Below are 22,872 nucleotides of genomic sequence, written 5' to 3'. Positions count from 1 at the left end.
AATTGGAGATCGCCAGCCAGTTCCGGGCGCTTCCAGATGAGCGTAGGTAGGCACTTGCTCACGGCTCTCAAAGAGGGTTTCAGTTTTGGCAGGTTAGTCCGTCCATGGACGTCATCGGTGCGCGACGCCACGCCCCTGTTGCTCCGCAGGCATCGTGTATAACAGCGCTGTCCGGACAGCTACGGCAAGATGGTCGCCAAGAGCCTAGACAAGCCTCTCTGTAGCCCCTAGGTCGACAGCAACGAAAGAGGAGACACGATGGCGTATCCCACCCTTGCACTGCACGTCCTCATCTCGGCACCTGGAGACGTGCCGACGGGAGATCTGGCGGTCATCCGGAGAACGATCAGCCAGTGGAACCTCAACTTTGGCCGAGTTGTGGGACTCACGGCGCTGCCTGTGTCCTGGACTGAACACGCAGTCGCTGAGTTCGGGGAACGACCGCAGGCTGTTCTGAATTCACAGATCGTGGAGGAGGCGGACATGGCCATTGCACTCTTCTACGACCGCCTTGGGACACCGACCGGTGTGGCAGAGTCAGGGACCGCTGAGGAGATCAAGGTCCTTGTCGAAGCAGGAAAGCCAGTTGCCGTCTTGGTCAACTCAGCACCCCGTCCGCCCCTAAACGGTCCCGCCTTGAGCGAACGACAGCGGCTGGCCAATTACCTCGATGAGCTCCGAACGAAGGCCATTGTTCTCGAATATCCACACGCAGCCGAGCTTGTGGGTCACCTGAACAGCTTCTTGAGTCGCGCAACTGGCCAGTTCCAACAAGATGTCCAGAGTTCAAAGAACGAGACACCGCAGGAGGAAGACCCTTCTGTAGGGGTGTGGCCACGATCCGAGGTGCGCGAAAACATGAAGTCGGATAATAAGGGACGCCTCAGGACTGAACGGAAATGGTCGCTGGTATTGCATAACACGTCTCCTGGGCCTGCCTTTGACGTCGACTTCGCTTTCATCGATCTGCCAGAGGGTGCATTCCTGCGTGTGGCGCGGGAGGGTGGCCCACTTGGCACGATTCCTCCGGGTCAGGAGATCCGACTTCCCCTGATAGTGACCATGGGATCGCCCGAATCCGTCGATTGCGAAGTGACGTGGACCGACACCGCAGGGAGCGCTCGGACCACCAGAGCAACCGTTCGTATCTGAACCTTTGAGCTTCTATTAGTCGACAAGGTAATGAGATTCAATATAGGCGACGGTGGCGTCGTATGGCTCGCCGACCGGTTTCAGCGCGTACTTGCGGAAGACCGCGGCGGTAGCACGGCGAACGCCCCGGTTACGGGCGTCAGCGTTGTCCCACGACCCGGCGAGAGTACGGGTGACGACTTTGTCGATCTCCTCGGCCAGGTACCGCTCGGTCACGGTGAGGCCGGGCGGCGCGTGCTCGTGGATGATCCGCGTCAGGACTCCGACATGATCCTCGTCGAGGACGACGGCTTCCTCGGGGTGCTTGCCGGCGTTGACGATGGCGCGGGCGATCCGCAGCGCCTCGGACAGGAAATCGAGGGCGTCCTGGGCGTTCTGGATGATCCGGTCCCGCAGCAGCTTGATCCGCTCCGCCAGGGCGGTGTACCTCGCCGATCCCGGTTCGACGTCCTTGTCGAGTGCTTCCTTGATCCGATCCAGGATCTCCGCCGCGGACGGCGGCGTCTCCTGCTTATCCCTACCAGGTTTGCGGCGGACCAGGGCCAGCAGCTCCTTGAGGACAGCGATCCCCTGGGCGTCAAGGACGAGCGGCTCCTCTTGGGAAGCGACCACAGTGAAGGAGTGGACGTGGGCGTTGATGATTTCCAGGACCATCGGCCCCAGTTCACTAAGCCGTTCCTTCCGTTCCTCGTCGGTCGACTTCTTGAGTAGCGTCGTGTACACCGAGCCGAACAGTGCGAACCCGTCGCGGTACTTGGCGATCCGCTTGTCTGTGTTGATGAGCGGATACAGACGCGCGGCGAACCGGTAGTCCTTGGTGAATACCTCGACGGCTGCGGGGTTGCCGTCGAGGAAGACGTTGATGACCCGCATGGACTCGTATCCGTGGTGGTTAAGGTCCAGGTCGTCGACGTCGGCGAGGAGGTCTTCAATGCGGGCGAAGGCGGCACGGAATTCCTTGACCAGCTCGGACACGTCGGTGACGAAGCCGCCGCCCTTGCCGTCTTCTTCCGCGGTGGGGTCGACGACGGCCCGCTGGACCTCCTCGGCCAAGCCGATATAGTCCACGATCACGCCAGTGGTCTTCTTAAACCGGTTCGGGGAGGTCCAGGGGCGGTTGGTGCGGGTGATGGTCTGGAACAGGTTGTGGTCCTTCATCGGCTTGTCGAGGTAGAGCACCCCCTCGTTCGGGGCGTCGAACCCGGTCATCAGTTTCGCGGTCACCACCAGGAAGCACAGTGGGTCGTCGGGGGTGAGGAACCGCCGCTTCTGATCCTCCTCCTCGACCTCGGAGAGCCGGTAGGGCTTCATGGCGGCGCTCTCGGTCTTGGCGTCCGAGACGGAGATGTTGACCTCGGCGCGGATGCGGTCGTGCTTCCCGACCTCTTCGAGGACCTGCGAGGTCTCGTAGCCGGCCAGCAGCTCGTTGATCTTGTCCGTGTACGCCACGGCCAGTTCGCGGTTGTAGGCGACGACCTGGGCTTTGAGTCCGTTGCGGTAGGCGCTCGACAGGTAGTGGTCCACGATGTGCTGGCAGACCGCGTGGATGCGCTCGGGGTTGGCGAACACCGATGTGAGGCGACCGAACTTGCGGGACAGGGTCTCGGCGTCGACATCGTCGAGATCGAAATCTCGCGCGAACTGGTCGAACTCGTCTTGCAGCGCTTGGTTGTTCATCTCGAACAGGACAGGGTGCGATTCCAGCATGACCGGGACGGTCGCCTCGTCGAGCAGCGACCGGGTCGCGGTGTACCGGTGCAGGACCCGGCCCGGATCCTCCTCGCCGCCGAAGAGTTCGAAGGTGTCTGTGGTGAGGTTCCTGATGGGGGTGCCGGTCATGCCGAAGAACCGTGCATTCGGCAGCGCCGCGCGCATCTGCCCCGCCAGAGACTCTTCCTTGCGTGATTGGGTACGGTGCGCCTCGTCGACGAGCACCACAATGTTGTCCCGCGTCGACAGGTCCTTCCCGGCGCCGGCGAACTTGTGGACGGTCGTGGAAATCACGCCGCGCACGTCGTCTGCCAGCAGGGCTCGCAATTCCCTGCTGGTGCGCGGCTGGTGGAAGAAGTTGGCACCCATCGCTGAAGTGAATTCCGCGGAGGTCTGCCGAACGAGATCGAGCCGGTCAGAGAGCAAGATGATCGTGGGCGACTCGGTGCGGACATCGGTCAGCAGCAGCGAGGCGGCGAACACCATGACGAGGGTCTTCCCGCTGCCCTGGTGGTGCCAGATCAGGCCCTTCGCCCCGCCGTCGAGAACCCGCTCGTGGATCAGGTGCGCGGCCTCAAGTTGCGGATAGCGGGGCAGGTACTTCTTGTCCACCCCGTCTCCGGAGGTGTCGAACAGTGCGAAGTTGGCGAGCATGTCCAAGACCATGGTCGGGTTCAGCAGCAGTTCAACCGAGCGCTTTACGTCGTCGCGCCCGGAGAGGTTCTCGTCGTCGGCGGTGGAGCGAAACGGTTGCCACAGATGCAACGGTGCGCCGGCGGCACCGAACTTCAGCTTCACTCCATCGGAAGCGACGGCGAAGACGTTCGGGGTAAAGAACCATGGATACTCAGCGGCGTAGACGTCGTTGATCTCGCGGGCGGCGGTGGCCCACCCGGATTTCGCGGTCGGCGACTTCACTTCGACCACCACCAACGGTAGGCCGTTGACCCAGTACACGAGGTCGAACCGACGGGAGGTCTTGCCCGGAACCGTAATGGTCACCTCGTCCGACACCACGAGCATGTTGGCAGTTGGATGCTCGAAATCGATGATCTTCAGGGCATGCCAATCGCCCTTGGCATCCCTGAACTCCTTACGGCCGCGCATGAGGTGGAGCACCGTCTCGTTGCCACGCACAAGTCCGCCATCGACCGCGTTGACCGCGGCCACGATTTCCTCGACCACCGCGTCCACGTCGAACCCGTCGATTACGTCAGGGTTGAGTCTCTCAATGGTGTCCCGCAACTGGCTGATGATCACGGTTTGAGTCATCTCACGAGGCAATCCCCGGCCCGCAATGAACTCCCATCCCATCGGAAGGGACCATTGGATCATCAGATTCTGGAACTCGCGCTCTCGAACGCCTTTCGCCACTGCTTAGATCTCCAATTCGGCGGACTCGATGTCAATGGTGCGCTCCAGCAGTGCCGAGAGCAATCTCGCCCGCACTTCACGGAGGCGATCGGCCTCCGCGCGGATCGCCTCCGAGGCAGACCCCAGCGCATCAAGTTCCGCCACCATCTCGCGCTGGCGATCGAGCGATGGGAGGCGAACGGTCATGCCTTTGGCACGTTTAGCGCTGATGTGTTTGATGTTGGTGCCGCCCGCAACATCGAGGAAGGCTCTCGACTCGTAGGCCCACATACTCCAGTGGAAGGCAAACTCGGGGATGCAAACTCCCTCTCGCGCCCGGAGCCGGAGAAGGGTCATCTGGGTACAGACAGGCGCTGGCAGCTCGTCACGCCACATGGCGGGCATCCCGACGGCATTCGTACTTGCACTGCCCTCCGACACCAGCACGTCGCCATAGCGGAGCCCGAATTTCTCGCGCTCAACGGGGTCATAGTTCATCTCGAGCACATCGGACAGGTCTAGCCGTCCGTAGCCGACGTTCGCGGAACGGAGATACGGCGTCATGTACGGACCGGACGCCCTGTCTGGCGTCCGGCGTACACCGGTGGAGAAGTCAAAGGCGTCCTCAGCCCTCACCGCTCCAACCGAGTCATTGGAGATGAGGTCGGCTCGACGGCGACGCAGTACCTCTGCCAGCGCCCGAGCCTCGGCTTCGAGTGAGGTGATCTGGTTGTCAACCGCACCGAGGATTTTGACGATTCGCACCTGAATCTCTGGAGGGGGCACGGGAATCTCAATCATGCCCAGGTTTGCACCTGAGATTCGAACCACTTTTGTCTCAGAAACATACTTGATCTTCTGATTTTGGAACAAAGAAGACGCGAAAAAGTATGAAACGTATGGGGGATCGAGTTCGTGTCGGAAAATGTAGCAGTCGTCGTGAATGGCAACATCATCATTGCCCATCCATGCGACTGCCTTACCGACGTCGTCAACGTTCTCACTGGTTGCTGCGATGACGAGATCCCCGGGATGAGCAAGCCGCATTCGCGTCCGGAAATCCTCAGGCAGAAATGTGAGGGGAAGTCTTGTGGTCGTCTTAAAGTCTGTGTGAACCTGTGCGTAGTGGATGCAGCCTAGTCCGGATTCTACGTAGTCGCTCTTGACGAAGCGTCGACCACGAATAAATTCTCCAATTTCGGAGAGCTTTTTTTGGCTCCACCCTGACTGTTCATTCATCGAAGCCTTCAATCCCCGCTTCGGCGAGTACCTTGAACATGTGCCGCTCGCTCTTCTGGCGCTCCGCCCTGGCGAGGTTGTAAGCTTCGATAACTGCACCGAGATCTTCCTGCTCGACCGCAGACTGTTTGAGGTATCGCCCGATCTTGAGATCGTAGCCGCCTTGTACTATCTCGCCAGTGGGCACAAATCGCGCCGAGAAGCCCATCGGTCCGCCATGATCCATCGGGTTGCCGTCGGAATCAAACTTCGACCTGTAGGCGTCCACGACATCGGTAATGTCAGCTTCAGCCAAAACGTTGCGGTTCCTGGTCTTAGTGAACCGCTTAGATGCGTCGATGAACAGCACCCCCTCTCGGCGCTCCTCAGCCTTGGTTCCGGGGGCGCGGAACAAGAGGATGCTGGTTGGGATGGTAGTCGAGTAGAAGAGGTTCGCTGGGAGCCCGATCACAGCTTCCAGAAGGTCATCGTCCACGACACGCTGGCGGATTGCGGCTTCCTGACCGCCGCGGAAGAGGACACCATGTGGCAGGACGACGCCAGCACGTCCCTTCTCCGCGTCCATGCTGGCAATCATGTGCTGTACGAAGGCCCAATCAGCCGACGACGGAGGAGCCACTCCGCCGAAGGCGCGCGGGTCATTCTTCCAGGGCTTCCATTTCAGGCTGTACGGCGGGTTGGCTAGGATCACGTCAAATTGTTCGATGGACCCGTCTGGCCTCTTGAATCGCGGATCCTTGAGGGTATCACCGACCTCGATCTTGAACTGCGTGAGATTGTGCATGAAAAGGTTCATGCGCGCCACGCCGGCGGTGTCGACGACAGCTTCCTGCCCATGCAGGCGGAGGGTATAGCCACGGCCACCGTGGGCTTTCAAGAGGTTCGCGGAAGCGATGAGCATGCCTCCAGAACCGCAAGTTGGGTCGTATACCGACTCATGGCCTTTGGGATCGAGAAGTTCGACTATAAGTTCAACAACCTCGCGCGGAGTAAAGAACTGGCCGGCCCGGGTGCCGGACCCGTCGGAGAACCGTTTCAACAGGTACTCGTATGCGCCGCCGAGCACGTCGTGAGACATGTTGCCTTCGTGCATCTTTGGGACCCGATTCATCGTCTGCATGACCGCAGCCAGCACTTCCCCAGGCAGCACCTCTTCTGCGGTCCAAGTCATGGATCCGAAGAGGCGGGAGAACTTGTCGGGGTTGGCGGTTTCTATAGCCTGTAGGGAGGCGCGGACCCGTTCGCCGAGCTTGGGTTGGGTGATGGTGGCGAGGATTGACGACCAAGAAGCGCGACGTGCCTGGACCGTACCGGGGTTGAGGAGCGGAATCTCGAACGACTGGTAGTCGCGGTACTCGATTTCATGGGCTTCCTCAGCGGAGAGACCCTCCAATCCCTCATTCTCGTCGAGGAACTGCTGGTGGTTGTGCTCCCAGGTGTCCGATAGATACTTCCAGAACATCAGCGGGAAGACAACCGAGGAGTACTGCGCTTCGGACATCGCCACACGCAGCTCGTCGGCGGCGTCCCACAATCGATTCTCGATCTCCTGCTGCGTCACTGCCATCAGTCGGATGTCCTCGCTCGTAAGTGAAGGTTGTTTGGAAGCCGAAGCCACCCTGCTGCTTGCTCAAGTAGGGCGACCGATCAACGATATAGCGCCCCCCTGACACCGTTGAAAACGGCGCACGGACCTACTTCGCGCACTTGGTCCGATCACCGGCTTTGTCCCGTGCGGCCGTTCGCGTCGGTCAACCAGGTGGTGAGGCGTCGTTCGGCGGTGCGGCGTCGGTGGTCAGCGGCCGGTCGGGTAAGGCTGTGGGCAGTGGCGTATGCGGTGAGGCGTTGGCCGTCAATGCGGGTAGTGCCGATGAGGTCGGCTTCCTCAACCGTGATGACCTCCTGGCGGACGGCGTCGGCGAGGACGAAGTCCATGTGGCCGGCGGGGGCCGTGGGCGGGTGGGATTCGAAGGCGACCGAGGCCAGACTTTGGGCGTACCGGTTGAGTTCGCGGGCGTAGTGGCGGGCGGCGATGTACCCCTGCTGGCACAGCCGCCTGGCGAGGTGCGGTCGGCGGGTGTCGGCTCGGGCGAGGCCCTTGGTGAACCCTTCGAGGCAGCTCGCTTCGATGTCGGCGTGTTCGGCCCAGGGCGGTGCGATCCAGGAGACGCGTCGGGCGGCGTTGCGCAGCCCGGGAAGGGCGAGTCCGGCGCTGATGGTGACCCAGAGCGGTTCGGTGCGGGCCCGGTCGACGAGGTAGGCCCAGACGGTGTCGCTGGTGTGGTCGTCCACCTCGCGCGTCCGGGTCTCGCCGGTGAGGATGCCCTTGAGTTCGCTGAGGCCGACGTCGCGGCCGGGGAGGCCTTTGAGGTCGGCGCCGGGGACGGTCAGGTGCGGGTCGTGGGCGTGGTGGTCGAAGGCGGCGGCGATGCGCTGCAGCGGTGTGGCGGCGGGTTGCATGATGGTGCTCCTTGGTGCTGGACCGGACGGTGTTGTCCGCTGTTTGTCCAGCTAGAGCGCCCACCCGAGGGTGTGTCCAGCGCCGCGCCCACCCCACACCGGCACCCCACCCACCCCGCCTCTTATCCCCGGTCACAAGAGTGGGCGCCACCCGAACGCACCTCCTGAAGGGCTGATGCGACCACCCGACTCCACCTGATCGTCAGCCGTCGGCGTGCCCGATGCGGGGTGGGTTCGGGGTGGGCGCCCACCCTCGCGCGCTGGCCCCTATCGCAGGTCTTCCCCTTTCCGAGCCAGCCGTACGGAGTGCTGGCTCGGGTTCCCGTCGACGAGGGATGCGGTCCAGGCAGTCCTGTTCGCATCCGACCGTGAGGGAGGTGGTGTCTCACCGAGCACCGACCCCCGTCGCAGCGGAGCCCGGTCGACCCGGTCTGACCCCCGGGTCGACCCCACGCATCGATCCGCCACGGGGGTGCGGACGTGGGAACGGCTCACCAATCGCCTCGGGCACGGCTGGCCCGCTGGCTGCCGCCGATCGCGGCCGCGGGCACGGGCATTGCGGTGCTGGTGTTCGCGACGCCGAGCGCGGCCTGGGCGGACACCGAGGACATCATCCGGGTCCTGGACAACCTCCGGCTGTGGATCGTCGGCATCGCCGGGACGGTCGTCGCGGTCATGCTCACCATCGCCGGGCTCCGGTATTTGCTCGCCTCCGATCCGGGCGAGACGGAGAAGGCGAAGACGCTGCTGCGCGGGGCGGCGATCGGGTTCGCCATCGTCGTGTTGGCGGTCCCGCTGGTGGAGATCCTCAAAGCGATCCTGGGGTCCGAGTAATGGATATACTCTCGGATCTTTTCACCGACCTGTGCGAGTTGATATACCGCGCGATCGCCGATATTCTCTCCTGGGTCCTCGCCCTGCTCCGCGAGTGGGCTTGGGTCGCACTTTCCGACGAGATCTACTACGCCGCGATCCCGTTCGTCCCCCAGTTCCAAGTCGTCGTCGCGGCCTCCTATGCCCTGCTGATCGCCATCGGCGGCTTTGTCGTCATGTCGCAGGAGTCGCTGCAGACCCGCTATTCCATTCGTGAGATCGCGCCGCGCCTCATCGTCGGTTTCCTGCTCTCGGGCCTGGCGGTAACAATCTGCTATCAGGCGTTCCAACTCAACTGGCAGATCGTCAGCGCGTTCCTCGACACACCGTACGGTTTCGTACCCGAGTCGGGAACCGAGACCGCAGCATTCGAAGACGAGTTCGGTATGCTCGGTTGGTCCGAGGAAATGACGGCCGCCGATTACCTCCTCGCCACCGTGTACAAGCTCGTGTGCATCGTCGCGGTCGCCCTGCTGCTCGTGACCGCGATTCTTCGCAACATCGCGTGGTTCTTCGTCATCGCGTTGTCCCCGGCGGCACTGGCGTGCCATGCCTTGCCGGTGACCGAGCGATTCGCGGTCTATTGGTGGCGAATGCTAGGCGCTTGTCTGGCGTCCTCGATCGGGCAGGCCATCCTCATCTGGATCTATGTGCAGATGACCGGGTCGCTGTACTTCGGCATGATCAATGACATCGTCCCGATGGACGGCGTCTACGCGATCGTCCTGGTCTGGATGATGTGGCGACTGCACCTCGAAGTCTTCAAGATCGCACGCGGCAGGCCCCTCTCGGTCCCCGGTTCCCGCCTGCTCGCCGCCGCCTTCTTGTCGAAAGCCGCCAGCGGTGGTCGTGACCGCAAGATCGCCATTTCGGATAAGGCGTGGGGCCGCAAGTTGGAGCCTCCGTGGAAGCGTCGCAGGAAAGGCAGCGAGGCCGATGGTGCCGCGCCGGATCGGTTCCCGGATCTGCCGCCCGAGCCCGAGGGGTTCGGTCCCTGGGCCGATTTCCGCACCGGCCAGGACGACCGACGCGATGCGGCGTCTGCGCGTGATGCAGAGCCGCCCTCGCCCCTGCGTGATGCCGCGCCGGTTCCTGCGGGCGGTGACGGTCCGGTCCGGGTTCGCCCGGTCCGCTACCCCGAGGGCGGCCACCGTCCGGCGCCGACCGACCCGCAGGCGGGTCCGGCACCGGACTCGCCGCTGGGCGACGCCGGCCCCGAACCCGAGCACGGGGCGGTGCCGCTCAGCGAGGTCCGAGACGGGACGCTGCTGCGCGTCCAGCCGCCCGAAGAGCCACCGACCGTGCGCGTGCGTACCGCGGACGTCGTGCCGCTGGCTGAGCGGCGCGCCGAGGCGACCGACGCCAACCGCGAGCGCGAGGCCGATGCCGTCGCCGAGGCCAACAAGATCGAGGCCCGGGCGCTCCAGGAGCAGACCGAGCTGCGCCGCCGGGCGCAGGCGGCGATGCGCCGCATGGCCGCCGGCGGGACTGGTGCTGCGGTACATGAGGTGCCTCCGGCGCGCGAGGAGCATGCGTTCCCGCCGCCGAAGGCGGCACCGCGGCCCGAGGGCGGTGAGCGGTGATGGATCGCGGCGTCTACGTCCCGGCCGACCTTGATCTTCCCGACAAGCTGCTGTTCGGCCTGACCGCCCGCCAGGTCGCCGTGGTCGCGCCCGCGGCGCTCGGATTGTGGGGGCTGTGGCAGTCCCTGGCCGGCCAAGTCCACCCGATCTGGCTGCTCCTGGTCTCGGCACCGATCGCGGCCGCGACGCTCGCGCTCGCGCTGGCCCGCAAGGACGGCACCACGCTCGATCGGCTGGTGTGGGCGGCACTGCGCTCGCCCCGGGCCCCGCTCGCCGCCGGAGCCCCGGCACCGGACGTCGTCGCGACGGTTTCCCGCATGACGGGGCGCAAGCGCCTGAGTCGGGTGCGCGCGGTCCCGCCGCCGGTCCAGGGCGTCCACGACGCCGGGGTGATCGACTTGGGCCCGGCCGGGGCGGCGGTCGCCCTGGCCTGCGGGACGGTCAACTTCGACTTGTGTTCGGCGGCCGAGCAGGCCGCGCTGTGCGAGGCGTTCGGGCGGCTCCTCCACGCCGTCGAGGGCCACCTGCAGGTGTGCCTGACCCACCGCCCGGTCGACCTCACCGGCTATCTCACCGGCCTCGACGCCCGCGCTGGCGATCTCGCCGAGGGGGCGCTGCGGTCGGCGGCCGAGGCGCACCGGGCCTGGCTGGCACACCTCACCGCCGGACCGGGCTTGCTCGCCCGCGAGGTGACCTTGGTGGTCACCGGGCCCGATGCCGAGGCGGCGGCGCATGCGGCGGCCCAGGTGGAGGCGTTCTGCGCCCAGATCGGCACCGACGCGACCCGCCTGGACCGCGCGCAGCTCGCAGAGCGGATCCGGTTCGCCCTCGACCCGTTCGGGACCGCGGGCCCGGCGTTCGGGAGCTGGTCGCAATGACGCTCTTCCGCACCGTCCGCGCCGCCCGTCGGGGTGCGCCGCTCGAGGCCGACCTGTGGCCCGATACGGCCACGTTCGAGCTGCGCCGGTTCCGCTCGGGCGACTCCTGGGCCGCGGTCCTGCTCGTGGTCGGCTACCCCGCGACACTGCCGTGGGGCTGGGCCGGGCACCTCGCCGCCCCCGGTGCCCGCATTGACGTCACGCTGCACCTGGACGGGGTCCCGGCCCCGGTGGCGGCGATGCAGTTGCAGCGCCGCCGCGCCCGCCTGGAGTCCCAGCGCCGCTACCAGTCGGTGCGCGGTCGCTTGGAGGATCCGGCGGTGGAGGCCGCCGCCGCCGACGCCGCCGATCTGGCCGCCCAGGTCGCCCGCGGGCACGCTCAACTCCACCGCCAGGCCGTCTACGTCACCGTCCACGCTCAGAGCCCGGGCGAGTTGGATCTGGCGTGCGCGCGGGTGCGCTCGCGGGCGGCGGCGGCGATGATCGACGTCCGCCCCGCCACCGCCAGGCAGCTGCCGGGCGCGGTGGCGACCGCGCCGTTTGGGATCGACCCGGTCGCCGCCCGCCGTACGGTCGACACCGCCACGGCCGCAGCGTCATTCCCGTTCGCCTCACCCGACCTCGCCGGGCCCGTGCCCGACACTGCGGTCTTGTACGGGCTCAACCTCTACTCGGGGGCGCCGGTGCTGTGGGACCGGTGGGCCTCGCTGGACAATCACAACTCGGTGCTCATCGCCCGCTCCGGAGCCGGCAAGAGCTACTTCACGAAGACCTCGATCCTCCGCGAGCTCTACCAGGGTGTGAGGGTCGTCGTCATCGATCCCGAATCGGAGTACCTGGCCCTCGCCGACCATGTCGGCGGGATGGTGCGCCGCCCCGGCGCGCCCGGTGCGCGCCTGGATCCGCTCGCCATGCCGAGCGCGGGCGAGGCCGACGAGTTCGGCCGACGCAAGCTCTTCGCGGGCACGGTCATCGAAACCCTCCTCGGCGAGCGCCTGTCCGGGGCTGAGGCCGCGGTCCTGCAGCGCGCGGTCGCCGCCTGCTACGAGGCTGCCGGGGTCAGCGACGACCCGGCCACCTGGGGTCGCCCGGCTCCCGCGCTTGCGGATGTCGCCGCCGTCCTCGCCGGCGATGCGGCCGGTGCCGACCTCGCCGCTCGCATCGGCCCGTGGACCGGGCCCGGCACGATCTTCGACACCCGCACTACCGGGGCCGATGACCGTACCCGGGCGGGGTCGCCGCTGGAGGTGTGGGACCTGGCCGCGGTCGCTCCCGAACTCGCGCCGGTCGTGACGCTCCTGGTCCTCGACCAGATCTGGCGGTCCCTGCGCCCCGGTGGGCCCCGCACCCTGGTCGTGGTGGACGAGGCGTGGCTGATGCTGCGCACCGGTCAGGGCGCCGAGTGGCTGAGCCGCTTGGCGAAGTCGGCCCGCAAACGCAACTGCGGGCTCGCGGTCGTCACCCAGGACGCCGAGGACGTCACCGGATCCGAACTCGGGCGCACCGTCATCCACAACGCGGCCACCCAGGTGTTGATGCGCCAGGCCGCGCAGGCGGTCGACGCCATCGCCGAGGCGTTCAAGCTCACCGCCGCCGCAGCGGCGTTCATCGGCTCGGCCCGGCTCGGCGAGGGCCTCCTCCTGGGCGGGGGCGCGCAGCTCGCCTTCCGGGCCCTCGCCAGCCCCGCAGAGCACCGCCTCGCCCTCACCGGCCTGTCAGCGGGGAGCCGGCCATGAAACGACTCGTCGTGATCCTCGCCGTCCTGACCGCGGTCATGGGCGGGTGCGCCCTGCTGGTGATCGGCACCGCCGAACAGCAGCGACACTTCGCGATCGGCACCGGCGGCTGCGCCGTCGCCGAAGCCGACCTCGATGCCGTCGCCGACGCGCTCGGGTCGCGTTTCGAGACGGCCCAGGCGCAGCATGCGGTCACCATCTACCAGACCGCCGCCGAGCGGGACCTCCCCGAACAGGCCGCCGTCGTGGCGATCGCGACCGCCATGCAGGAGAGCACCATCAGGGTGCTCGCCAATCCCGCCGTCCCCGAGTCGTTCGACTACGACCATGACGGCGAAGGCTTCGACCACGACTCGATCGGCATCTTCCAGCAGCGGCCCCACTGGGGCCCGGTCGCCGTCCTCATGGACCCCGCCGGCAGCGCTGGCCTGTTCTACGACGCACTGGTGGAGGTCGAGGGCTGGGAGGACCTGCCGGTGACCGTCGCTGCCCAGCGCGTTCAGGTCTCGGCCTACCCGGACGCGTACGCCGACGACGAGGCGGGTGCGCGCGAGGCCGTCGAGGCGGTCAGCGAGTTCGCGACCTGCGAGTGGATCCACCCCGTCGCCGGATACGGCATCAACTCCGGTTGGCGCACGGCCGAACGGCCCACCCACAACGGTGTCGACCTCGGCGCACCGCGCGGCACCGAGATCCTCGCGGCCTCGGGCGGCGAAGTCGTCACCGTGGTGTGTAACGCCCGCACCCCGGCAGGGCGTCAGCTCTCGTGCGATGTCGACGGCTCCCCGGGGATCATGGGGTGCGGTTGGTACGTCGAGATCGCCCACGTCGAGAACCTGCTGACGCGCTACTGCCACATGGGCAAGCGCCCCGAAGTCAATGTGGGCGATGCTGTCGGGGCCGGGGATCTCTTGGGCTACGTCGGCTCCTCCGGCCGCTCCAGCGGGCCCCATCTGCACCTGGAGGTCCACCGCTCGCACCACCCCGACTTCGCGACCGCGCTCAGCCCGGTGGAGCTGTTCGCCGCGAAGGGGGTGGAGCTGTGAACCCGGGGGAGTTGCTTGCGGACCTGGAGGTCCCGGTCGGCCTCGTTGCTTCGGTGGCCGTGCTCGCGGTCGCGGCCTTCCTCGCACTCGCCGTCAGCCGCGCAGCGGCCCACCGCGCCTCAGCCACGGAGTGGCGTGGCGGCGGCCGGTACATCATGGTCGAGGCCCCGCCCGACGTCGACCCCAAGAGCGCGGTGCGGGCCTGGAACCATCTCCTGGCGATCAAGCATGGCCGCCTCCGCCGCTGGTGGTCGGGCCAGCCCGCGCTCATCTGGGAGTACCAGTTCACCGGCTCGCGCCTCGCCGTCCGCGTCTGGGTGCCCGGGGGCGTGGCGACGAGCCTGGTCACCCACGCCCTCGATGCCGCCTGGCCCGGCGCCGCCTACACCGTCACCGACGCCGAACCTCCACTCCCCGAAGGGGATCGGATCGCGGTCGAAGGCGGCGTGTTCTGGCCCGCTCGCAAGGCGGCGGGGTTGCCGCTGGTCGCCGATGAAGGGGCCGGTGAGGTCCTGCGCGGCCTCGTCGCCGCCGGCGTCAGCACCCGGCCCGCGGATGTGGCACTGGTGCAGGTCGTCGCCCGCCCGGCCTCGAGCCGAGCCGTCCGCCACGCGGCGAAGGTCGCTGCCGGGCCGAAGACCGGTGGGTCCCTTATTGGGCAACTTTTGGACCTGATCACCCCCGGCGCGGTCCACCACCGCCCCGCGCAGCACCGCCCGGCCGAGCCGGTCTGGGTCAGCGCACACCGCAAGGCCGTCGTCGAGCGCCTCGCCACGGGCGCGTTGTGGCAGATGCAGGTCCGCTACGCCGTCGCCACGGCCGCCGGGAAGGCCGCCGCCATCGCCCGCGCCCGCGACCTCGCGGCCGGGACCGCCGCGATCCTCGGCGGCGCTTGGAGACGCAAACGTGCCGGGCGCATCGCCACCGCGGTCAACGCCTGGCAGACCGGGACCGGGGTGCTGGTCAGTGCCGCCGAGCTCGCCGTGGCCGCGCACGTCCCGGCCGACGAGGTCATGCCCGCACTCGCCCGCGCCGGCGCCAGGCCGGTCGCCCCCGTCGCCGCCCTGCTGGGCGGCGGACGCGGAGTCAAAACGCTAGGGCAAGCCTCCGGCGGGCAGCGGATCGGCCTGGCCGCCGCCGACGGCCGCCAGCACACGCACATCATCGGCTCCACCGGCTCGGGCAAGTCGACGCTACTGCTGAACATGCTGCTAGCCGACATCCGCGACCGGCGAGCCGTGGTCCTCCTCGACCCGAAGGGCGACTTGGTGAACGACCTGCTCGACCGACTCGACCCCGCTGAGACGGCCGGGCGCCTGGTCCTGATCGACCCCGACCGCACCAGCGGGACGTCACCGCGCCCCGGGCTCCCCCCACTCGCCGCCGGTATCGACCCCGAAGTCTCCATCGACCACCTCGTCGGCATCTGCCACCGCTTGTGGGAGCGGCACTGGGGGCCACGCGCGAACGACATCCTGCAGCAGAGCTTGCGCACCCAGGTGTACCTGCGGACACTGGCCGTCGAGGTCACCGACCCCAAGGACGCCGCGGACATGGCCGAGCTGACCGGACTCGGCGCCCTGCCGACCCTGCTGACGAACCGGCACCTGCGCCAGCGGTGGACCGCGCACATGCACGACAAGGAGCTCGCCGAGTTCTGGACCTGGTTCGATTCCCTCCCGCCCTCGACCTCCGCCCCCGCGGTCGGCCCGGTCCTGGCCCGGCTCAGGTCCGTCTTGGGGAGGGCGTTCGTGCGCGAGACCATCGGCGCCCCGCCACCCGCGGCCTGCATCGACCTCGCCGCAGCACTGGACAACAGCGGCATCGTCCTGGCCCGGCTGCCGAAGGGCACCCTCGGCGAAGACACCGCGCGACTGGTCGGCTCCATCCTCTTCGCCCGGGTGTGGCAGACCGTCCTGGCCCGCCAAGGGATCCCCGAGAGCCAGCGGAAGGACTGCGTCATGTACGTCGACGAATGCCAGAACTTCATGAACCTGCCCGACACTGTCGGCGACGTCCTCGCCGAAGCCCGCGCCCTGCGCCTGGGCACCGTCCTGGCCCACCAGCACCTCGGCCAGCTCGACCGCGACCTCGAAGCGGCGATCGCCGCGAACTGCCGCAACAAGGTCTTCTTCACCGTCTCACCGCAAGACGCGCGCCGACTCGCCGACCACACCGCGCCGAACCTCACCGAGCACGACCTCGCCCACCTCGGCGGCTACACCGCCGCCGCGCGCCTGGTCTCCGGCGGCATCGAGCAGCCCGCCTGCACCCTCACGGCCTTCCCCGCACCCGAGGCGGTCGGTCGCGCCGAAAGTGTTGCCGCGCAAGCGGCCCGGTACCCCGCGTTCCGCTTCGAGGCGGCCCGGTGATGCCCCGGCCCCGTCTCAGCGCCGCACAGGCCGCGCTGGCGGCCATGACGGCCCGTCTGACCGACCGGGACTTCCAGATCATCGACCATCTCGCCCGGTTCAAGGTCATGACCACGCCCCAGCTCGCGGCCGTCCACTTCCCCTCCGCGAACGCCGCGAAGCTCCGGCTGCGCGCCCTCACTGAACTGGGGATCCTCGCCCGCACCCGGCAGCCGAACTCGGGCAGGCACCGGTACACCCTCGACTGGGCCGGACAAGCCGTCCACGCCCTGCGCACTGGCACCCGGCCGCCCTCACAGGCCGAAGCCGCCTGGGAGGTCCAACGGCGCTTCCTGTCCCCGACCCGCGCCCACGATGAAGGCGCGGTCGAAGCCGTCGCCGCCCTGCACCTGGCCTGTCGACAGCACGGCGGCGCCCAGCTCACCGAGTGGCTCTCGGAGACCGAGGCCGCCTGGGAGTTTCAGGGCCTTCGTCCCGACGCCGCCTTCACCCTCACCGCCGCGGACGGCCGCTCCCTCATGGCCTGGTATGAGCACGACACCGGCACCGAGACCCTCGAGCGGCTCGCCGCCAAGATCACCGCCTACACCGAGCGACGCTCCCCGCTGCTGCCCTACACCCGGCGGCTCCTCATCGGCTGCGCCACCACCGCCCGCGTCCGGGCCCTCACCGACCGCGTAACCGACACCGCGAACCTGACCGTCGCCGCCGCACTCCATCAAGGACTCCCCCCGGTCAGCCAGGCCGCACCCGACACCACCGGACTCCTCACCGCCCCCTCCTGGCACCGCCTCGGGTTCGCCGGTAGGGCGTGCAGCCTGCTCGACCTCACCCACTAGCGAATCCCGACACTCAGGCGATAAGCGGTCTGAAGGTGCCCCATCCTGATCACCCCATCCCGATCACGGCACCTCACACCCCACACCATGCCCCACACCCCTACGACTCGGTGCGAACGTGCGTATCCCCAGCGTGTCCCTCGATTCCGGCTCCCACCCTGAAGCCGACGACATAGTCATGTCTCCCAGGCCCTGCGAAAAACCGAGGCTCCAGCCCCTCCGATCCTCGACCATCCGCTCGGTTCCTCTGGTGCCCTCTCGTCTCCGCTTGTCGAAGGCTGGTTCCCGGTCTCCAACCGGTGTCGCGGATCCTCCGAACCGTGAGATCGCATGGGTAAAGTGCATGCCGCCCTTGAAGAGCAGTCAGCACGTCGTAGGCCCTCGCCTGGTCTGCCAGGGTGGGGTTGGGTGGGGCCTCACCCACTCCCACCCTCCGCGCATCGAGACCCGCCAGCGGTATTCCTTCTGTACTACATCGATAACCGCATAGCCCTCCGAGTCGCAGGCCCGCCTGCCCGCTTCGGACCGCTCCCGGACCTCCCACCAGGCAACTGGTCGGAACCGGCAGCACCGCAGCGACGCGGACTCCGCGACTCGAACCCACCACCTGCGAGGCCCATCAAGGGCACCGCAGCACCGCCGTGTCCGTTCCAGGACCGGCGGCAGCCTTCCATGCCCGCGCACCCCGAGGTGTGCGGGCTTTGTCGTCCCTGACGACATCCGCCTTCGCAGAAAGGAACCCTGTCATGCCGCACATGTGGGAACCCGGTGACAAGTGCAAAATCCGTCCGATCTACACCCTGCCGGCCTCGACCCGGTCGCACTGGAAGGTCCGCTCCTCCTACTACTGCACCGCGACCGTGCAGCACCTCCAGCGCTCGAGGCGCCACACGACGGTGTTCGTCGAACTCGACCAGCACGAGCGACTGCCGCTGGCCGGCGTCGACCGCCTCCAGGCGGCCTCCCTATTCGAGCTCCACACCGCGACGTGCCGGTGCCGCCGATGCCGGAAGGCGCCCTCGGACTGGAGGGCCGAGGGGTGGCCCACCCGCGTCAAGCGCGCCTGTTTCGCCATCGCCCGGGGAATCGGCCGCGCCATCGCCTGGACCTGGCGGCTCCTGTGGCGCCCCCGGGCCGCTGCGGCGAGCAGCGACTAATCCCCGCCAGCACCCGCGGCGGCACCGATCGGTGCCACCACTACACCGCCCGAATCCGGGCATTAGAGGGAGGAAGTGCATCTCATGGGATACACCGCCAGTTACGAGGGGCGCATCGCGATCGACCCGCCGATGGACGCGGGAACGTGGCAGCGCCTGCTCGACCCGCACCCCAACTACGGGGCCATCGCACCGGGCGTGCGCAAGATCGTCAGCCCGATCATCATGCCCGTCCTATCCGAGGACCGCAGCACCGTCATCGCGGTCGAACCCGAGCCCTACGGCTGCAGCCCCAGCGCGATGCACGGCGCGCTGGAGCACTTCGTCCACTTCACGCTGCTCTTGAGCCACGACGAGGGCCGGCACCGCCGGTTCTCCGGCGGCTTCGACGGATGGGGCGAGTCCGGCGAACAGTACCGCGTGACCATCGGCGACACCGACCCGATCAAGGTCGAAGAGACCGACCCGAAGACCTAGAAACCGTCCAACTCCGATCCTCCCCAAGGGGCGCAGCGCTGCTGCGCCCCTTTTTCCATGCCCTGCTCCAACAGCCGAACGAAAGGAACGAACCGTGAACCACGACCACCTCACCACCGCCCTGCGCATCTGGGCTGCAGCGGCCCCCGACAGCCTCTACAGCGGCTCCCGCTGGATCTTCGCCTGCTGGCAGGAGCCCGACGGCAGCCTCACCGTCTCCGCACTGTTCGCCGCCTCGGACTGCCTCGACGCGGCCACCTACGACGAGGACGATGCGCGGCCGGACGCGCCGATCCCGGCCCCGTGGGTTGAGTTCGCGCTCGACGTCGACGGCCTCGTGTTCGACCTGGTCACCGAGCGGCCCGGACGCCCCTGCCTCCTGGCCGGTGTCGGCGTCGCCGCCGCGGCGCGGCCGGGCCCGAGGGAGGACGCGAACGTGCATGCCTGGATGGCCACGGGCAAGGCGGCGATCGCCGTCGAACTCCACCGCCACGGCGCCGCGGTCGGCCAGTGCGAGGTGGGCGACCCCCTGTGGTGGGACCGGCAGGAGCTGTTCGAGCCACTCGAGCGGTTCCGCGCCGCCGCCACCGGTTGGCCGCCGGCCCTCCCCGAGTCCCTCACCGCGCCCGCCAGCCGATCCCGCAGCGCCGTGCCTTGGAACGGCCCGTGCTGAAGCGCCCAGTCCTCCAACGCTCTGCAGCGGCGCACCCGGTCGGGTGCGCCGCTTCCTGTTTCCCTCCGATCGAAAGGAACGAGACCATGACCGACACCCTCAACCAGGTGGCGTGGCCGCATGCCGGCCGGATGGCCGCGACCATCTGCGAGACCAACTGGGACGCCCTCCTCGCGGCCCTGCCCGTGCTCGACGGGTACCTGCCCACCGAACTGATGGCCGCCGCCGCACACCTCCAGTTCACCGACGCCCTCGCTACCGCAACCCTCAAGGTCTACCGCGTCGGCAAGGTCATCGAGGTGATCCCCGAGGCACAGGTCCGCCAGGTCATCGAAGCCGAAACGGCCCTGGCGAACTGCGGCTACCTCCACCCCTCCCGGGTGAGCCGCCTCAACGGAGCCGTCCAGCAGGCCGTCGCCGAACGGCACGAGGCCCGCGGCGCGGTGGGCGACCTGCTGTTCCAGGCCCGCACCGTCATCGAGGACGCCTAACCACCGATCCGAAACCAGCAGGGGCCGCACGCCGCGGTCCCTGCCCGTTTCCCTGCCGCCACCCGGCACGCCGGTCCTCTCCGACCGGCACGCCGACCTTCCCGCGCAGACGCTGCTGCGAGCCAACCAGAAAGGAGTCGAACCGTGGAACCGACCACGACCGACAACAACACCGGACCCTCCCGCTCCGACACCGGCGCACCGCCGGCCGCCGCGGAGTACAACGAGGCATCGGTCGCGACGTGCGAGCGGCTGACCCATCCTGAGGGGTACGAGCACCTGCGGTTGACGCTGCTGGCCATGGCCGAGACGAACCAGAACGGCGTCTTCGGCATCTACGACACGGGCACGGCAACCCAGATCGTGGCGCTGCCGGAGTTCACCGCGCATGCCGCCGCCGAGCTGGCCCGACCGGTCGACTTCACGACCATCATGCAGGCGATCGCCCCGCTCGCAGGAGCGGTCGCAACGAACGTCGCCGCGACGGGGCTGTGCGGCCTGGTCATCGGGCGGCACTTCCCCGCCAAGGACGGCGCCCCGCAGGCATGGGCCGTCGAGGCGGTCGTCGACGACCAGCACTACACCGTCTGGTGGCATCCCAACCGCCCGAAATGCTGGCCGATCGTCGCCCGCATCCCGTTCAACGAGCACACCGTCGACCTGCGTGAGGCGTTCGGTGCCGTGTTCGCCGCGCTCGGCGCACTCCCGCCGGGCCGGCGCGAGGTCGCTGCGCCCGATGCGGACTGGGCACCGACCGGCGCCGACGCGGCGGCGGTGATCGATCACCTCCGCCGCTTCTTGACCGAGGTCAGGGAAGGACTGACTGATCGCCTCGTCGCGGTCACGGCTGCCGAGTTGCGGCTGGGGGACGCCTTCCTCAACCCGTACGACCCCATCGACCGGCTCACCGCCATACCCGAGGGCAAGGTCAAGGTCGCGACCGAGATCGGCCACGGCTTCACCTTCGCCTCGGACGAGGCGGTGGCCGTCTACCGGCCCGCCGATCCCGACGAAGTGATCCTCGCCTGCGGCTGCACCTGGGCGAGGCGGTGCGGTCCCGACTGCGAAGACTTGCGGCTGCGGATGGAGGAGAACACCGTCGAGGCCCTGGCGGGCGTGGCCTTGCAGCTGTGGGCCGCCCTCCTGGCCTCCGGCGTCTGCACCAACCCCCACGCCCGCTGACCCCAGGGATCGCAGCGGTCCCCGCGCGGGGCCACTGCCGCCGGCTTGGCCGAACGCCGAAGTCCGGCCGTCATCCATCCGGGCCTGGCACCACATGAGTGCCGCCCGCCGGGCGGCGAGTCGCAGCGGGCATAGCCGAACTGAAACCGCGCCACGGAGGGGCACAGATGGGGGTGCCCCTCTCCCGGGCGCCGATACGAAAGGAGGCACTGCACCGAAACCAGCGAACCGAATACCGCTACCGACGCGAGTGCGCAGGTAGCGCCACTGATCAAGGCTCGACTTCTCCCCAAAGTCGAGCCATCATGCTGCATGCCAAACGAATCCTGAAAGGACAGCAAGATGGCATCGAAAACCCAACAAGCGATGGAGAAGATCGGCCAGCTCCTCTATGCGGAGCCCGGCTTCCACGACCTCGAAGCGATCAAAACCGCGACGGGACTCTCCCCGCAGATGACCGGGCGGGTCCTGGCGACCCTGGTCGACTCCGGGGCCGTCGTGGTCGACGACGCCGATGGCCCCGACCGGTGGCGCTGGGCCCAGCACCCCGAAGCTGAGTTCGAGTCGCCGCACGAGGACGCCGCGATCGCCACCGAGGAGCGCACCGCAGCGGACGGCGATGGGGTCACCGAACCGGAGAGTGCGGAGGAGCAGACGGCCGAACCGACCGGTGGCACCGCCGAGCCTGACTCCGAGACAGCCGCGTCCCCGGCGTCGACCACACCGGAGGAGGCCGAGGGCGAAGCGGACGCCCCGGCAGGTCCGAAGGAGGGGAGCGAGGAAGCAGCGGCCCAGACGGCCGCCGAACCCGAACCCGACCCCGAGGGTGACGGCTCCGCAGGCGAGAGCGGCACCGAGGCGGCCACCGCGCCCGACAGCGACGACCAGGGCGACTCCGAGACCGGTGACGCGGCCGACGCGGAGGAGTCCGAGGAGGAGCCGACCGATGCGGAGGGAGTGGCGATCCAGCCGGTCGTGCTCGAGCACGACCCGATGGTCATGCTCATGGCCCGCGTCCTGGCCGAAGCGGCAATGCCGCTGACCACCAGGCAGGTCGCCGAGGCCGCCTACATGCCGATGGGCACCCGCGAGGTGCTCACCGCACTCCGCGCGCTGGCCGCCAGCGAGCTCGCGGACTGCTCGAAGCCGTTCGCGCCCGACGAGGCGGACTGCACCTGGCAGCGACGGGAGGGCATGGAGCCGGGCGAGTTCATGAACCTGGCCCGCGCGGTCCCGATGCACGCCGCTCCCGACCAGGTCACCTGCCCGACCTGTCACCACGTCAGGCCCATCGCCGGGATCAGTCGCCCGCGCAAGCGCGGCGGCAACCTGCGAGCCGACGGGTCCCGCAAGCTCGCCCCCGGCGGGCTCAAGCGACTCGCCGAGGAGTGGCTGCGACGGCCCGAGAACGCCGGCGAGGTGATCGCCGTCGGGCAGCTGAAGCGGGAACTGCGCCGGGAACACGGCGACCTGGTGTCCGACACCAGCTACGGGGCCCTCCGTCAACTGATGGAGGACCAGTTCAGCAGGCCCGACCCGACCGACGAGGACCAGCGCCCGCTGCTGGTCCTCGAGGAAGGGGTCACGCCGATCAGCTTCCGGATCCGCAACCTGACCTGATCCCACCCCACTCGGCGGTGCCGCCGCGCCT

18 protein-coding genes are annotated in these 22,872 nt (G+C 68.0%); 14 read left to right on the top strand and 4 right to left on the bottom strand.

All coding sequences use genetic code 11. The features are described from left to right. The first annotated feature begins 258 nt into the window (after positions 1-258). Positions 259-1,152: a DUF4062 domain-containing protein gene (locus tag LO763_RS11795; RefSeq protein WP_230602263.1), complete on the top strand. Its 894-nt coding sequence runs from the start codon at positions 259-261 to the stop codon at positions 1,150-1,152. A 15-nt stretch (positions 1,153-1,167) separates the two neighbouring features. Here LO763_RS11795 and LO763_RS11790 read toward each other — a convergent pair whose 3' ends face one another. The 4 genes from LO763_RS11790 to LO763_RS11775 form a co-directional block, all read right to left on the bottom strand. Continuing rightward, positions 1,168-4,236: a type I restriction endonuclease subunit R gene (locus tag LO763_RS11790; RefSeq protein WP_230602260.1), complete on the bottom strand. Its 3,069-nt coding sequence runs from the start codon at positions 4,234-4,236 to the stop codon at positions 1,168-1,170. Between the two features lie 3 nt (positions 4,237-4,239). Beyond that, positions 4,240-5,454, bottom strand: coding sequence for a restriction endonuclease subunit S (locus LO763_RS11785; protein ID WP_230602258.1), 1,215 nt, complete (start codon positions 5,452-5,454; stop codon positions 4,240-4,242). After that, a complete protein-coding gene (locus LO763_RS11780) occupies positions 5,447-7,021 on the bottom strand; it encodes a type I restriction-modification system subunit M (protein ID WP_230602255.1) in 1,575 nt (524 codons plus the stop codon). The genes LO763_RS11785 and LO763_RS11780 overlap by 8 nt, the downstream gene beginning before the upstream one ends. A gap of 149 nt (positions 7,022-7,170) precedes the next feature. Further along, positions 7,171-7,914: a hypothetical protein gene (locus LO763_RS11775; RefSeq protein ID WP_230602252.1), complete on the bottom strand. Its 744-nt coding sequence runs from the start codon at positions 7,912-7,914 to the stop codon at positions 7,171-7,173. Between the two features lie 480 nt (positions 7,915-8,394). On the opposite strand from LO763_RS11775, the gene LO763_RS29805 reads away from it, so the two are divergent. The 13 genes from LO763_RS29805 (at position 8,395) to LO763_RS11710 (ending at position 22,841) form a co-directional block, all read left to right on the top strand. After that, positions 8,395-8,748, top strand: coding sequence for a pilin (locus LO763_RS29805; RefSeq protein WP_230602249.1), 354 nt, complete (start codon positions 8,395-8,397; stop codon positions 8,746-8,748). After that, positions 8,748-10,370, top strand: coding sequence for a hypothetical protein (locus LO763_RS11765; RefSeq protein ID WP_230602248.1), 1,623 nt, complete (start codon positions 8,748-8,750; stop codon positions 10,368-10,370). The genes LO763_RS29805 and LO763_RS11765 overlap by 1 nt, the downstream gene beginning before the upstream one ends. Next, positions 10,370-11,248: a PrgI family protein gene (locus LO763_RS11760; protein WP_230602246.1), complete on the top strand. Its 879-nt coding sequence runs from the start codon at positions 10,370-10,372 to the stop codon at positions 11,246-11,248. Before LO763_RS11765 ends, LO763_RS11760 begins: the two co-directional genes overlap by 1 nt. Continuing rightward, the gene (locus tag LO763_RS11755; protein WP_230602243.1) at positions 11,245-12,984 is read left to right on the top strand and encodes a VirB4 family type IV secretion system protein; all 1,740 of its coding nucleotides are present in this window, start codon (positions 11,245-11,247) and stop codon (positions 12,982-12,984) included. Before LO763_RS11760 ends, LO763_RS11755 begins: the two co-directional genes overlap by 4 nt. Further along, positions 12,981-14,030 carry a M23 family metallopeptidase gene (locus LO763_RS11750; protein WP_230602240.1) on the top strand — a complete coding sequence of 350 codons (1,050 nt, stop codon included), beginning with the start codon at positions 12,981-12,983 and terminating at the stop codon, positions 14,028-14,030. The genes LO763_RS11755 and LO763_RS11750 overlap by 4 nt, the downstream gene beginning before the upstream one ends. Then, the gene (locus tag LO763_RS29800; RefSeq protein WP_230602237.1) at positions 14,027-16,402 is read left to right on the top strand and encodes a type IV secretory system conjugative DNA transfer family protein; all 2,376 of its coding nucleotides are present in this window, start codon (positions 14,027-14,029) and stop codon (positions 16,400-16,402) included. Before LO763_RS11750 ends, LO763_RS29800 begins: the two co-directional genes overlap by 4 nt. Then, positions 16,402-17,241 carry a replication-relaxation family protein gene (locus LO763_RS11740; RefSeq protein WP_230602235.1) on the top strand — a complete coding sequence of 280 codons (840 nt, stop codon included), beginning with the start codon at positions 16,402-16,404 and terminating at the stop codon, positions 17,239-17,241. The genes LO763_RS29800 and LO763_RS11740 overlap by 1 nt, the downstream gene beginning before the upstream one ends. Positions 17,242-17,987: 746 nt before the next feature. Further along, positions 17,988-18,398, top strand: a complete 411-nt coding sequence (locus tag LO763_RS11735; RefSeq protein ID WP_230602233.1) for a hypothetical protein — start codon at positions 17,988-17,990, stop codon at positions 18,396-18,398. An 84-nt stretch (positions 18,399-18,482) separates the two neighbouring features. Next, positions 18,483-18,875 (top strand): hypothetical protein, encoded by a 393-nt coding sequence (locus tag LO763_RS11730; RefSeq protein WP_230602230.1) that lies wholly within the window; start codon positions 18,483-18,485, stop codon positions 18,873-18,875. 94 nt (positions 18,876-18,969) lie between these two features. After that, positions 18,970-19,548 (top strand): hypothetical protein, encoded by a 579-nt coding sequence (locus tag LO763_RS11725; protein WP_230602227.1) that lies wholly within the window; start codon positions 18,970-18,972, stop codon positions 19,546-19,548. An 86-nt stretch (positions 19,549-19,634) separates the two neighbouring features. Next, on the top strand, positions 19,635-20,039 hold the full coding sequence (locus LO763_RS11720; protein WP_230602224.1) for a hypothetical protein: 405 nt from the start codon (positions 19,635-19,637) through the stop codon (positions 20,037-20,039). A 144-nt stretch (positions 20,040-20,183) separates the two neighbouring features. Continuing rightward, positions 20,184-21,221, top strand: a complete 1,038-nt coding sequence (locus LO763_RS11715) for a hypothetical protein (RefSeq protein WP_230602223.1) — start codon at positions 20,184-20,186, stop codon at positions 21,219-21,221. 342 nt (positions 21,222-21,563) lie between these two features. Next, the gene (locus tag LO763_RS11710) at positions 21,564-22,841 is read left to right on the top strand and encodes an ICP22 family protein (protein ID WP_230602221.1); all 1,278 of its coding nucleotides are present in this window, start codon (positions 21,564-21,566) and stop codon (positions 22,839-22,841) included. Positions 22,842-22,872 lie beyond the last annotated feature (31 nt).

The organism is Glycomyces amatae, from assembly GCF_020991375.1.
Lineage (GTDB): Bacteria > Actinomycetota > Actinomycetes > Mycobacteriales > Micromonosporaceae > Glycomyces > Glycomyces amatae.
This window is presented reverse-complemented; position numbering and strand designations above follow the sequence as displayed.

Excerpts from the sequence above, each read along its gene's own strand:
- LO763_RS11755 (WP_230602243.1), top strand. The coding sequence starts at position 11,245 with ATGACGCTCTTCCGCACCGTCCGCGCCGCCCGTCGGGGTGCGCCGCTC.
- LO763_RS11780 (WP_230602255.1), bottom strand. The coding sequence starts at position 7,021 with ATGGCAGTGACGCAGCAGGAGATCGAGAATCGATTGTGGGACGCCGCC.
- LO763_RS11730 (WP_230602230.1), top strand. The coding sequence starts at position 18,483 with ATGGGATACACCGCCAGTTACGAGGGGCGCATCGCGATCGACCCGCCG.
- LO763_RS11760 (WP_230602246.1), top strand. The coding sequence starts at position 10,370 with ATGGATCGCGGCGTCTACGTCCCGGCCGACCTTGATCTTCCCGACAAG.
- LO763_RS11740 (WP_230602235.1), top strand. The coding sequence starts at position 16,402 with ATGCCCCGGCCCCGTCTCAGCGCCGCACAGGCCGCGCTGGCGGCCATG.
- LO763_RS11785 (WP_230602258.1), bottom strand. The coding sequence starts at position 5,454 with ATGAATGAACAGTCAGGGTGGAGCCAAAAAAAGCTCTCCGAAATTGGA.
- LO763_RS11735 (WP_230602233.1), top strand. The coding sequence starts at position 17,988 with ATGCCGCACATGTGGGAACCCGGTGACAAGTGCAAAATCCGTCCGATC.
- LO763_RS11750 (WP_230602240.1), top strand. The coding sequence starts at position 12,981 with ATGAAACGACTCGTCGTGATCCTCGCCGTCCTGACCGCGGTCATGGGC.
- LO763_RS11720 (WP_230602224.1), top strand. The coding sequence starts at position 19,635 with ATGACCGACACCCTCAACCAGGTGGCGTGGCCGCATGCCGGCCGGATG.
- LO763_RS11765 (WP_230602248.1), top strand. The coding sequence starts at position 8,748 with ATGGATATACTCTCGGATCTTTTCACCGACCTGTGCGAGTTGATATAC.
- LO763_RS11775 (WP_230602252.1), bottom strand. The coding sequence starts at position 7,914 with ATGCAACCCGCCGCCACACCGCTGCAGCGCATCGCCGCCGCCTTCGAC.
- LO763_RS11795 (WP_230602263.1), top strand. The coding sequence starts at position 259 with ATGGCGTATCCCACCCTTGCACTGCACGTCCTCATCTCGGCACCTGGA.
- LO763_RS11710 (WP_230602221.1), top strand. The coding sequence starts at position 21,564 with ATGGCATCGAAAACCCAACAAGCGATGGAGAAGATCGGCCAGCTCCTC.